A 12,600-nucleotide genomic window follows, 5' to 3' on the forward strand; every position below is an offset into this window, starting at 1 on the left:
TTTATAATTTTAATTCATTTGCCCAAAAAACACTTTTTTTCCACTGCTTATTGAAGTGATTTAAATAACGAATTGGGTTTTTATTATTTTGATGTTTATAATATTTTAAAAACAATGTTGTTTTATATCTTCTTATTTGTTCTTTACAATTATACTTGAGTTTCACATACATAATTGTAGGTGAAGGTTTGGGTTGTATCTCTTCTTTACTCCATATAAAAGTTGGTTTTATTCTAAATCCGCCTATTGGGGCTTTTAGATGCAAAATACTTATCTCGGGAAAAGAAATTACATCTACTCCTAAATTACGCAATTGTAGCCCAAAATCAGTATCTTCTCCATATCCAAATTCTAAACATTTATCAAAAGACACTTTATTTAGCAAATCAGCTTTTAAAAAACTATTTCCCGATCCAAAGATACTCGACTGATGAATATTTAAATTATGTTTATGTTCATTTACTTGCAGATAAGCAGTTGATAAACTTAAAATACCGTATTGCTTAATCCCCTTAAACACCTTATCAATCAAATCCGATTCAAATCTATTGTCATCATCATTCAAGAATACCCATTCGCTTTCTACTTGACTTAATGCCAAATTTCTTGCATTACAGGCACCTGCTTGATGTATAAAAGTATGCTTTATAACAAAAGGCCAAACCTCATTGTTTATATAATCTAATTCAGAAACGCTTCCGATAGCTGGATTTTGCTCCACTATAATTACATTAATTGGCAAATGCGTTTGTATTGCTAAATCCTTCAAAACGTCATATAAATGATCCTTTCTCCCAATAGTGGGAATGATAACATCTATAGTGGGATTAACTATAACTGCAAGAGAGGAATTGACTTCAATAGCACTTATATCCGTTTTATTTTTTTTCCTGTTCTTAAAAAAATAAGCATATAGAAATGCTGCAAAATGAAATTGTCGCTCATAAATGATTAAATTTAAAAACAACATTACTATCCACCTCTTTTTATAATGCTGCCTTATAAATTTAAAAAGAGTAAAAACAGAAGCTTTGGGTGAAGAAACTAAAAAATGTTTTTTTAATAATTTAGGTTCAGAATAACATAATAAACCCAGTGGCTTACAAACTTTGGCAATTGAATTTAAATAATAATCAAAATTTGAATCCTGCTTTATTGCCTTGTTAGTGGCTATTAATGTTGAAGCGTAAATAACTCCCACCAAACTACTCATTTGCCAGGTAGGATATGTTACTTTTTTATTTATTTTAATAAACAAAGATTCCTCTACATAGCCTATTTTTGGACCAAAATAATTTCTTTCATTCGGATTATAGGAAAGCATCATCTTATTGTGATGCATTATTGTATCAAGCTCTTCCAAATTAAAGGCTTCTTGATACTCTTCATGACACCAAACCAATTTTGATTCTGGAAAACGTTGAGCCAATTGCATTAAACCAAAAGCAATAGGCTTATTTTTAGCAACAGCTATTTCATTTTTATCATCTGAAAGAACTTTAGTAATCCTATTCTTTTTATGGTATACTACAATCAAAATTAGTCTATTATTGATTTATAAAAATCTACATTTTGCCCAACTATTTTTTCAATATTAAAAACAGTGTCAACTTTTATTCTTGCTGCTTTTCCGATAATAGAACATAAAAAATCGTCTTGCAACAATCCTACTATTTTATCGGCAAACCTATCATGATCTTTTGGGGAAACCAAATAACCACTTTCACCATCAACAATTAATTCTTGAGCCCAACCAATGCTGCTATTCACAACTGATTTTTGCAACGCCATGGATTCAATCGTTACCATTCCTAAAGTCTCTGCGAAAGTTGGAAAAATACAAACATGTGCTTTCTTCAAATATTCTTTTACTTCTTGATATGGGATTTTCCCTAAATAAGAAATGTGGTTTAAATCTTCTTTATCAAATTCATGTTGCACTAATTCCCAAGTCGATTTAGAGTTGGTTTGTACATCAAAAGAGTCACTTCCTATTAAAACCAATTGTGCATCAGGAAATTTGTCCCTAACTCTCTTAAAAATAGCAGGCAATTCAAGCACTCCTTTTTTCCGAATAATAGTGCCGATATATAAAATTAACCCTTTCTCATAAACCGAAGGGTTCATATTTTGAAATTGATCTAGTTCTAACCCATGATGTATGGTTTGAATTGTTTTGTCTTTTATTCCAAAAAGCTTCATTGACAGTTCTCCTGCAAAATAAGTTGGCGCAATAAAAGCCTTAGCTTTATTAATTGCCCATTTTTCAAACCAAAAATTCTTAAGCTTTTGTTTTCTTCCTTCCAAATGACAAAAATAAGTATCACTTCCATGGAAACGAATTACAACCGGTACTTTTAAATTCATAAATGCTGTTATTCCTGTCCAATCGGGTGCTTCAACCAAATCTATTGTATCAGAAACAATGTATTTATTCAGATAGTTTTGAATATATTTTCGATGAAAATACCAGCCAAACCCCTTATACTTTTGATTTTTTATCAAATGTATTTTCACCCCTTCTTCTAGAAAAACTACATCTTCATCTTGTCCATAAACAAAAACTGAAACCTGTATTCCTTTTTTAATCAAAGCCACAACTAGGTTCTTGATACTCGTACCGATTCCTGCTGCATATAGTATGCGCTCATGTGGATATTCTGGAGTTAAAAAAGCAATGTGCATGTTTCTATTTATTAAAAAAATCTTTCAAAACTCTAGCCGTAAACAATCTTGCTCCTGTATCATTCATGTGTCCGCAAGAAGAAAAATATTTATTCTCTATAACCACATTTTCATAATTATGAATTTCTGGATATTTTTTTTTAACCTTATCAAAATAATTCATTCCAACAACATTTTCGCACATTGGCGTCATTAGTGCTATAAAATTAATCTTATTTTTTTTACAGATGTTTTTAATTTCTTCATAATATCTATTGTGAGGCAAAGGATTTAGATTGACAATATTATTTTTCATATTGCCATTTTTGTGCTTTACTAACGGATAATAACCTAAATTATTCAAGGTACTTGTTCTTTCTTCCTTCATAATTTTATAAACTTCTCTTGAACCAATTTTAGTTTCATATTTTACATATCTGTAAAATGGAATATAATATAATTCATTAAAATTTTCCTGAGACATAAAATGATCTTTTATAATCTCTGAATTATGAATATAAGGTAAAAACAATGCTGAAACACCTTCAGATTCTTTGTCATTAGAAAGATTTAGATCGGCTTCGAGAATTAGATTTTTAATCTCATATTTTTTTTCAATCATTAATTTTAATAACAGTGAAGCTTCAAACAAATGCCCACCGCTCATACCATAATTAAACGTTTTTAATCCTTTGTCTTCAAACATTTGTGCTACAAAATGATTATTGGCACGAGACGAACCCAGAATCACAACATCATATTTTTGAGGCTTTGAATTAAAAACGGTTTCTATTTTCCCTCTATTTTTAGATTGAAGAAAAACATACGTATAAAGTCCGTCCAGAGCAATTGCAATTAAGACAATTACAAAGAAAATTTTGGCTGTATAAATTAAAAAACGTTTCATTAAAACTGGAAATAAATAAATTCTTTATAATCTGAAAAAGTTCCAAAAGCAATTATAGTAGCAATTGCTAATGCTATTTTGACCAAATTTCTTTTTCCGGAAAGAGGTTCAGTTTTAGCACGACTATTCCATTCAACTAAAACAAACAATCCAATCAAAAGAATTAATTCATAATTGTACCTCTCGTTATCTAAATACTGAAAACTAAAATCACGACTTAAAATTATTCGCTTTAAATACTGAACTGCATCAGTTATAGTTTTTGCTCTAAAAAACACCCAGGCTATACAAGTAATAATAAAGGTAGAAATAATGCTGAATATCACTTTTACCGAATCAAAATTCCATTTTAATTCGATTGTATCCATATTGTTTCTATTCTTTTTTGACAAAAGTAAAGGTAAAAAGTAAACTGCATTTATTAATCCCCAGACGATATAAGTCCAACTGGCTCCATGCCAAAACCCGCTTACTAAAAAGATGATAAAAGTGTTTCTGATTTTCATCCAAAGTCCGCCCTTGCTTCCTCCCAGCGGAATATATAAATAATCACGAAACCAAGAAGTAAGCGAAATATGCCAACGACGCCAAAACTCGGCTATATCCCTTGAAAAATAAGGATAATTGAAGTTTCGTAATAATTCCAACCCAAACAATTTTGACATTCCCAATGCCATATCAGAATACCCTGAAAAATCTCCATAAATTTGGAACGCAAAGTAAATGGCACCCATAATCAATGAAAATGAATTCATTGAAGTGTAATGATCAAAAATAGCATTGGCATAAGTTGCACAAGTATCTGCAATAACCACTTTTTTGACCAATCCCCATATTATTTGACATACTCCTTCTTTGGCCTGATTATAGTCAAAAGTTCTTTTCACCTTTACTTCCGGCAACAAATGTGTTGCCCTCTCAATAGGCCCAGCAACTAAAAGCGGAAAATAACTCACAAACAATGAATAATCTATAAAATTATATTCGGCTTTAATTCTTTTAAAATAAATATCAATCACATAGGATAATCCATGAAACGTATAAAAAGAAATTCCTACTGGTAGGACAACATCTAATAGAATAGGACTAGCTTTAAACCCAACAGTATTCAACATTTGTGCAAACGAGACTGAGAAAAAATTATAATATTTAAAAATTCCCAGAAAACCTAAATTGACAGTAATACTCAACCAAAACCAGAACTTTCGTCCTTTTTCAGTCGCACTCTTCTCTATTCTTATTCCAGTATAATAATCCAAAAAAGTAGAGAAAACCAGTAAAAACAAGAATCTCCAATCCCAACAGGAATAGAAATAATAACTGGCTACAATGAGGAGAGCGTTTTGAGTGCTTTTGGTTTTATTGAAAACAAACCAATACAGAAAAAAAACGATTGGTAAAAAAATAGCAAACGCTAAAGAGTTAAAAAACATAATTTATTTTAAAAAATTTCATTCTAATTTGAAAGTGCAAAGAAAAGCATTATTGTTTAGAAATGATGGTTTTAATTCCTTTCCAAATTCGTTTGGAAGCTTCTTGTGAAGGATGTTTATTGATGATTTCGAACCATTGTTTTGCCTCTTTTATAACAGATGAATTCATAGCAGTTCCTTGCTCGATTGTTGCTATAATAGTATCAGAACTATTTATCCACAAAACTGTTTCAGCATTAGGCATTGAACGAAAATGTACATAATTATATATTTTCTTTACTGACCAATCTGAGATTTTTTTATTGCTAACATCATAATTAATAAATGCACATGCTTTATCATGGGCTACATAATCGAAAACCATGGAAGATCCTAAATTAATTACTAGCTCCGTATGTGCTATAGTATTCATTTGTAAATCAATATCAGCTTGTTTTGGCAAAATCGTATTCCAGTTCTCCCCTATTTTTTCCCAAAGTGGGTCAATGGGATTGATTACGTCTTGGTAATCAAGAAGCACTTTTTCATATCGTCCCGAAAAGTCAACAGGACAACGTCGAAAAATAATCCCCAATGCATTTCCTTTTTGGTTCAACTCTCTAATAGCAATAGCAACATCTTCAAGGTATTTTGGATCATCTGGACAAGTCGTCACATCATCTCCCGAATAACAAATGTATTTTTTATTGGCATCTAAATTATTTTGTTCAAAAAAAACTTCTCTTGGGAGCAACTTACGTTTATCAAAGTGAGATTCAAATTGTGGAGTCCCGGTTACAAAAACCTGAGATTCTTGAATATAAGGATAATAAAAAAGCAATTCCTTTTTCATCAAATCACTCCAAACAAAATAATAATCCGTTTCTACCACCATGGTAGCCTTGGGCAAATTATCCCAAGAAAAAATAAAAGTTGCGGTAGGAATTTCTAAATCTTGTGCTGCCAACAGAGGAGCTATTGCTGTCATTGGTCGTTGATTGGTACAAAACACCATAGCTGGTTTTTCCTTTTGCAGTGTCTCTAAACTTTGGTGATAATACAACGTTTTTCGCTCCTCTTGATTGATTTTTTTTCGAATGCGTTTTAATCCGTATTTTGAAGAGTGGGTAAAAGACAATAACTTAGTGACCCCACTTTTTATTGCTTTTGTAGGTGTTGCATATGAAAAAGGAAAACGATACGTATCATAAACACGATCTTTGGTTATCCTGATGTTCAGATTCAATTCAATTTGTTTTCGGGCATTCTTATAGGTCTCCGTAAGTGGATGTGACTTGGAGTTTTGAATCTTTATTTCTTTAAAACCTAATTCTATTAAATCAAATGGAGTATTGTTCCAAAAAACAACATTAAAGTCTTCTTGTAACCCTATAGCTTGAAAATCTGAATACGCAAAATTGCGTAGACCAATGCCGTCAGGCAAAAGGATAAATATTTTATTGTTTTGCATTATCTGTCTCTAAACTGTTTTTGATGGTTCATTTTCCAAAACTCCTCTTTTTGAAGAGATTCCAGAAATAGTTCGGCACTATTACCTTGTCCAAAATCGGCATCAGATTGCTGCACTTCGTGAGAACCAATAGTTTTTAATGCTTCTGAAATATTCATTTCATTATAATCTACATTGATGATATCAGCATGAACTGCCCTATTTTGTTGGCGAGTTCCAATATTGATAATAGGGATTCCGTAATAAGGTGCTTCTCGAATACCCGCACTACTATTTCCTATAATGAATTGAGAATTTTTTAATAATGTCAAAAAATATTCAAATCGCAGCGATGGAAAAATTCTAAATCGTGGATTCTCTTTTAACCTTTCATAGGTCTTTAAAATAGTTTTACTGCCTAAATCATTATTCGGAAATACAACTATATAATTATGGGTATCTATCAATAATGCATTGACAAAATTGGTAGCATACTGTTCCATTTCCTTTATTTCGGTAGTAACAGGATGAAACATCACTATAGCAAAGGTTTCAAAAAATAGTTGATAATATTCTTTAGCAACAGCTAAACTCGGAAGCTTATCCGAAAACATAACGTCTATATCCGGTGAACCTATAGTAAAAATAGATTTCTTTATTTCTCCCATTTGTTCCAATCTTTTGGCAGCCTCTGCATTAGAAACAAAATGTATGTGGCTCAGCTTACTTACACTATGACGAATCAACTCATCTACAGTACCTGATATTTCGCCGCCCTCAATATGAGCAACCAAAATATTATTTAGTGAACCCACAATAGCTCCTGCCAAAGTTTCGACCCGATCTCCATGTACGAGAATCAAATGGGGTTCTACTTTTTTTACATAACTCGAGAACCCTTCAATGGTTTTTGCCAATGTCAAATCCATAGTGGTTTCGTGGGTATGATTATGAAAGGTATGTATATTTTTATATCCGCACCGTTGAATTTCCAACAATGTATATCCGTATTCTTCCTGTAAATGCATACCAGTAACTGCCACAAAAACTTCAAATTCGGGCTGTTGTTCCAAAATTGAAATCAATGACTTTATTTTACCAAAATCAGCTCTGGTTCCTGTAAGGAATAAGATTTTTTTCATTTAATTATTTAAAATCTGAAAAATCAAGTTGCTCATCATTCTCAATATCTCTTATCGCAATTTTACCTAGTACTTCATTAAAATGTTCTGCTAAAATTTTACCAGTACCCGGACGTTTTACCCAAATATTTTCTTTAGTAAAAAATTCTCCTTTTTTAATTGGTGCAATAGTACAAACTGTTGCAAAAGCAAAATCAATCGTTACTTGTTCTTCTGTGGCAGGCTTTTTTGTTCCGCCCCTCATTAGTGCAATTTCAGCACTTGACACAATCAATTCCTGACATACTTTTTCATCCATACTGCATACAATATCCGGACCCGTGCGTTGCATATGATCTGTAAAATGTCTTTCCAAAATACTTCCTCCAAGCGCAACTGCACCTAGACATGCATTATTATTCAAAGTATGATCACTTAAACCAAAAACTTTATCCGGAAAAGCTTCATGTAATTCTGTCATCGCTCCAAAACGAACCAAATGGATTGGTGTTGGATACAAATTAGTGGTATGCAATAACGCCACTGAAACGTTGTGTTTTTCGAAAATAGCGACTGCCTTACGAACACTCTCAATAGTATTCATACCAGTACTCAAAATAACCGGCTTCCCAAAAGAAGCTATATGCTCTAAAAGAGGATAATTATTGCACTCTCCCGATCCTATTTTGTAAGCTGGAATATCGAACTTTTTCAATCGTTCAGCTGCTGCACGAGAGAACGGAGTCGAAATAAAGATCATTCCTTTACTTTCTACATACTTTTTCAGTTCCAGTTCGTCAGCTTCATTCAATGAGCAACGTTCCATGATTTCATAAATAGATACATCAGCATTACCTGGAATCACTTTTTTTGCAGCTCCACTCATTTCATCTTCCACAATATGAGTTTGATGCTTTACCACCTCAACGCCAGCTCTATGTGCTGCATCAACCATTTCTTTGGCTATTTGCAAAGAGCCTTCATGATTAATACCGATTTCTGCAATAACTAATGGCGGGAAATCTGGTCCTATTTTACGACCTGCTATTTCTATATATGGATTCATATTTTATATTATGAGTTCTGAGCTGTGAACCTTTAACCCGTCACTTCTCTCTTCTAATTTCTATTTTTTTATTATTTATTACTATTCAAAAGCTTCTTTTGATACAAATACTCAGCATACTCCAAATCTTCTTGTATATCAATATCTACATTAGCAAAAATATGATTTACTTCGTAAGGAAGTGCTTTTTCTGAGATAATGCTATCTTTCAAAATCAAAGATGCTTTGGAAATATACAACAAGCCATTTTCGAAAAATAAGGGCTCTAAATCCTGACTGCGCTGTCCAATGGTATAATTAAAAGGTGTAAATTTATTTTCAATTATTTTACCCAATTTGTTATGATTTCTTGTAACTGTAAAAAGACTATCATAATTTCCTTCTTGATAAATACCAAAAGCTTCTTTAAGTAAATTCTCTGGTCTAAGTGGATTAGTAGACTGCAATAAAACGACATTTTCTACTTCCTCATTAATAGATTCCAAAACGTGTTTCAATGCCGAAACCGTAGGTTCCAAATCTCCAGATAAAGATTCTGGTCTATCAATTACTTTGGCACCGTATTGTAACGCTATGTTCTTGATATTTTCATCATCTGTAGAAACATAAACTGTATCAATAATTTCACTATTCGCAAAAGCATATTGTATTGAATGGCACAGCAATGGTATTTCTCCAAAAAGCTGAATGTTTTTTTGGGGAATTCGTTTCGATCCTCCACGGGCAGGAATTACGGCTATGGTTTTCATTTATTCTAATCTGCTTTTAGCATTTTCAATAATTTGATTCATCTCATCATTCCATTTTTCTTTAGAATATAATGCTTCAGGGATTTCAGGAATTTGATATTTTCCTTCTAAAAAATCATTTATGGCATTTTCCCACTCTGAAACAAAATGAGGATTTTCTATAAGTTTCCCTAGTTTTCCATACTGCAAAACTTCTGGAACACCCCCCATTGCTGATGCAATACAATAATTTCCACAATGAAGAGCTTCTATAAGACTGAGTCCAAAACCCTCTTTACATAAAGTAGGAAAAAGATAACAATCAGAAACCTGATAGTATTTAGGAAGTTCATCATTAGGAATTCTTCCCAAAAACTGGACTCCATCTATTTTCTCTCTTGGATCACAACCAATGACTAATAGGGTAATGTTTTTGTGTGTAGCATAAATTTTTTTCCAAACAGCTAGTATTAAATTCAATCCTTTTTTAGGTCTGTCTTGAGAACACCAAATAAAGATTTTTTTGTCATCAAATCCTAATTCTTCTTTCAACTTGCATTTTTCAGTATCAAGAACTTTGGTAAATTTTTTGGTATCAATACCGTTGTGTAATACTGAAAACCTCACTGGCAAAATTGAATAGTAATTTTTATGTGCTAGATAAGAATCATTCGTTAATAACACCATTTCATCGATAGACTCAAAAAACCATCTACCTTGATAATTTTCATAAAAAGGGGGAAAACCATGATAAAAAAACTGCAGTTGGCAATTTTTCCTAACTCCTCTACGAATCAAAAGCTCATGCAACGGTTTTACAATTCCAAAATTATCTACAATTTGAATAACGTATTTTTCATTTGGTTTCAAAATTTTATCCAAAGCTTCCAGATAACCTAAGTACCAGTTTTTCTTGATTTTTCTTCTTATCTTAAAAATAAGATTATTGGCTACCAAACTGTACTCAATATTCTCAAACTGCTTTTTGGGTGGTTCACATACTATAAAATCTATCTGATGTTTGTCTTGCAAGTAATTTTTATATAGCGTGGTCCAACTTCCTATTTGAGAGAATGGAAGTGGCACTTGTGATATGAGAATTACTTTGGTCATTGGCTAAAACTTTATGGCTTAGTAAAGATAAAAAAAGTAGCTTAGTCTTTTTTAATTTTTAATTGAATCGATTTTAAACCATTATCTATTATATAGAAATAATTATGGGTATTATAAAAACTAATAAGATGCAACAATACTCTATCATTTATTTCTTTCAAAGTGTAGTATCTAGGAACTGATTTTCCCAATCTTTTTTTTACATGGTATTTTAAAGTGTCTTGAAAATCGTCTTTTTGAAAAATCACATTTAATACTTCTCCCTTAAAATTAGGTAATGTCACAAAAAGAAAATGATCAATACTTTCTTTTTTATTCCCTACAAAATAAGGCATAATGCTATTTTCTAATACTTCATGTTCTATTTTAGAAATACTTCGTCCCCACTGTTTCAGATTAACAACTGTTCGTTTCTCTCTCTTATTAGCCAATAAATGCTCAAAATTAATTCTACTGATGTTTGTTAATCGTAAATCCTGGCTTAATTCTTTTGACTCTGCTTTTCTATAGGTAATATGCCATTGATGTAACATTAAAATCTCTTGATCATAAAATATGGATTGGTAACCCGCATTTTCTAATCGATTATGGACATCTTCATCTTCGGCACCCCAAAAATGTAAAAACTCATCAAAACCATGTATTTCATTCAATGTCTTAAGAGGAAATAACGATAATCCTTTCGCTCCAACTTGACTGAAGAAACTTATATTATATTCGAAAAAAGGTTTGATTTGAACACTTTCTTTTTGATCAAGAAAACCAACTTTAAAAAAAACAGCTTGATTAGGGTTCTGAATATGAATCAGTTTTTCTATGAAATCGTGACTAAAAATCATATCCACATCGGCAACAAAAACATAAGGAGTATTTACATGTTTTAACCCAATATTAATTGCCTTTGCGCGTGACCATGGCTGATGACAATGGTAGGAATACAAATAGGTTACGAAATCATAATTCTGAGTTAGCTTCTTAATTGTTTCTGCTATATTGAATACAGAACCATAATCTACAAAAATAACTTTAAAATTATGATTGTTTTGTTGTGTCAATGAATCCAGTGAACGCTTAACTCTGTTTTCTTCCCGATTACGATAAGGGTATATTATGGTAATCATGTCAAGTAATTTTTAGCATCTTCTTTGTCAAGTCCTTTCCAAATCAAAAAATACCTCATTACTTTTTTATTCAAAATGAATTTCCCAAACAATTTAGATTTAATAAAATAAGACCATTTTGAACCGACTGGAATCTTCTTTAACTCAAAATCACTCCCTCTATCATTTTGTTCTAATTTAGAAACTTCCTCATACATCCAATCTTCGATAATATTACCCATATGATAAGCATAATTATCAGCTGTAGATAATCGCCAAAATCCTTTTTTTACAACAGGGAGATCAAATAAATCATCACTATTTCCTCCAAGAATATAATCAGTGTAGCGACTTTCTAAATTATTAAAAATTGACGCTCTATAAGTAACAACATAATGCCCTGCTCCAATTACTGCAGCCTGTTCATTATTAGATATGGTTAAATATTTTTTTAATTGAATTTCATTATAAAACTCAGGATTACCAACACTCACCCCAAACTTTCTGAATGCATCAAGGTTAGTTACTGTCTTAAACTTCATTTTATTTGAAAACAAAAAGTCCCAATACAAATTAGCAGTATAAGTCCTTAAAGATCTTGATGAAGGTGTTGGACACACTACACCACATTTGGAAAAATTTTGAAAAACATTATACGATGCTCTCTGCCAACCTTCTAAAAAAAGAACATCTGCATCTGAAGTAGTGATAAGTTCAAAATTTTGTCCTGTAATGCCTTTTAACATTGCATTTATATAACCTATATTAGTGACATGAATAATCTCCTGTATTTTATTCCCTTTATACAACTCATTTAAATAATTAACAATCAAATCACAACTTCCGTTATTGACAATAGTAATGTAAGTTTTATTATGAATTGTTTTGAATAATGAATTGAGACATAGTTTCAATATTTCAAAACTATCTTTAAAATAGTCTTCTTGATTAGGTATATAAACTGGAATCACCACCTGATGAAAATAATCAGAGATCACATGAACTTTATCTTTATGAGGATTGAAACCTACTCTCATTT

11 protein-coding genes are annotated in these 12,600 nt (G+C 31.6%); all 11 read right to left on the bottom strand.

Annotation, left to right across the window (positions count from 1 at the left end):
* Window position 1: 1 nt before the first annotated feature.
* The 11 genes from OZP08_RS19415 to OZP08_RS19465 all read right to left on the bottom strand — a co-directional run bounded on the left by OZP08_RS19415 (window position 2) and on the right by OZP08_RS19465 (window position 12,598).
* Window positions 2-1,537, bottom strand: coding sequence for a glycosyltransferase family 2 protein (locus OZP08_RS19415; RefSeq protein ID WP_281322646.1), 1,536 nt, complete (start codon window positions 1,535-1,537; stop codon window positions 2-4).
* 2 nt (window positions 1,538-1,539) lie between these two features.
* Window positions 1,540-2,685, bottom strand: a complete 1,146-nt coding sequence (locus OZP08_RS19420) for a glycosyltransferase family 4 protein (RefSeq protein ID WP_281322647.1) — start codon at window positions 2,683-2,685, stop codon at window positions 1,540-1,542.
* A 4-nt stretch (window positions 2,686-2,689) separates the two neighbouring features.
* The gene (locus tag OZP08_RS19425) at window positions 2,690-3,571 is read right to left on the bottom strand and encodes a hypothetical protein (RefSeq protein ID WP_281322648.1); all 882 of its coding nucleotides are present in this window, start codon (window positions 3,569-3,571) and stop codon (window positions 2,690-2,692) included.
* A complete protein-coding gene (locus OZP08_RS19430; protein ID WP_281322649.1) occupies window positions 3,571-5,004 on the bottom strand; it encodes an MBOAT family O-acyltransferase in 1,434 nt (477 codons plus the stop codon). The genes OZP08_RS19425 and OZP08_RS19430 overlap by 1 nt, the downstream gene beginning before the upstream one ends.
* Window positions 5,005-5,053: 49 nt before the next feature.
* Window positions 5,054-6,454 carry a glycosyltransferase family protein gene (locus OZP08_RS19435; RefSeq protein ID WP_281322650.1) on the bottom strand — a complete coding sequence of 467 codons (1,401 nt, stop codon included), beginning with the start codon at window positions 6,452-6,454 and terminating at the stop codon, window positions 5,054-5,056.
* Window positions 6,454-7,575, bottom strand: a complete 1,122-nt coding sequence (gene neuC, locus OZP08_RS19440; RefSeq protein WP_268847676.1) for a UDP-N-acetylglucosamine 2-epimerase — start codon at window positions 7,573-7,575, stop codon at window positions 6,454-6,456. Before neuC ends, OZP08_RS19435 begins: the two co-directional genes overlap by 1 nt.
* 4 nt (window positions 7,576-7,579) lie before the next feature.
* Window positions 7,580-8,620, bottom strand: coding sequence for an N-acetylneuraminate synthase (gene neuB / locus OZP08_RS19445; RefSeq protein WP_268847677.1), 1,041 nt, complete (start codon window positions 8,618-8,620; stop codon window positions 7,580-7,582).
* 71 nt (window positions 8,621-8,691) lie between these two features.
* Complete coding sequence (locus OZP08_RS19450; RefSeq protein ID WP_268847678.1) at window positions 8,692-9,369, bottom strand: acylneuraminate cytidylyltransferase family protein; 678 nt, start codon at window positions 9,367-9,369, stop codon at window positions 8,692-8,694.
* Window positions 9,370-10,461 (bottom strand): glycosyltransferase family 4 protein, encoded by a 1,092-nt coding sequence (locus tag OZP08_RS19455; RefSeq protein ID WP_281322651.1) that lies wholly within the window; start codon window positions 10,459-10,461, stop codon window positions 9,370-9,372. It abuts the gene before it with no gap.
* 41 nt (window positions 10,462-10,502) lie between these two features.
* Window positions 10,503-11,582 carry a glycosyltransferase family 2 protein gene (locus OZP08_RS19460; RefSeq protein WP_281322652.1) on the bottom strand — a complete coding sequence of 360 codons (1,080 nt, stop codon included), beginning with the start codon at window positions 11,580-11,582 and terminating at the stop codon, window positions 10,503-10,505.
* Entirely contained in the window at window positions 11,579-12,598 is a 1,020-nt protein-coding gene (locus tag OZP08_RS19465) for a glycosyltransferase family A protein (RefSeq protein WP_268847682.1), read from the bottom strand. The genes OZP08_RS19460 and OZP08_RS19465 overlap by 4 nt, the downstream gene beginning before the upstream one ends.
* Between the last annotated feature and the right edge of the window lie 2 nt (window positions 12,599-12,600).

Origin of the sequence: Flavobacterium aestivum (assembly GCF_026870175.2) — a bacterium.
GTDB lineage: Bacteria > Bacteroidota > Bacteroidia > Flavobacteriales > Flavobacteriaceae > Flavobacterium > Flavobacterium aestivum.

Excerpts from the sequence above, each read along its gene's own strand:
- OZP08_RS19420 (WP_281322647.1), bottom strand. The coding sequence starts at position 2,685 with ATGCACATTGCTTTTTTAACTCCAGAATATCCACATGAGCGCATACTA.
- OZP08_RS19425 (WP_281322648.1), bottom strand. The coding sequence starts at position 3,571 with ATGAAACGTTTTTTAATTTATACAGCCAAAATTTTCTTTGTAATTGTC.
- OZP08_RS19430 (WP_281322649.1), bottom strand. The coding sequence starts at position 5,004 with ATGTTTTTTAACTCTTTAGCGTTTGCTATTTTTTTACCAATCGTTTTT.
- OZP08_RS19435 (WP_281322650.1), bottom strand. The coding sequence starts at position 6,454 with ATGCAAAACAATAAAATATTTATCCTTTTGCCTGACGGCATTGGTCTA.
- neuC (WP_268847676.1), bottom strand. The coding sequence starts at position 7,575 with ATGAAAAAAATCTTATTCCTTACAGGAACCAGAGCTGATTTTGGTAAA.
- neuB (WP_268847677.1), bottom strand. The coding sequence starts at position 8,620 with ATGAATCCATATATAGAAATAGCAGGTCGTAAAATAGGACCAGATTTC.
- OZP08_RS19450 (WP_268847678.1), bottom strand. The coding sequence starts at position 9,369 with ATGAAAACCATAGCCGTAATTCCTGCCCGTGGAGGATCGAAACGAATT.
- OZP08_RS19455 (WP_281322651.1), bottom strand. The coding sequence starts at position 10,461 with ATGACCAAAGTAATTCTCATATCACAAGTGCCACTTCCATTCTCTCAA.
- OZP08_RS19460 (WP_281322652.1), bottom strand. The coding sequence starts at position 11,582 with ATGATTACCATAATATACCCTTATCGTAATCGGGAAGAAAACAGAGTT.
- OZP08_RS19465 (WP_268847682.1), bottom strand. The coding sequence starts at position 12,598 with ATGAGAGTAGGTTTCAATCCTCATAAAGATAAAGTTCATGTGATCTCT.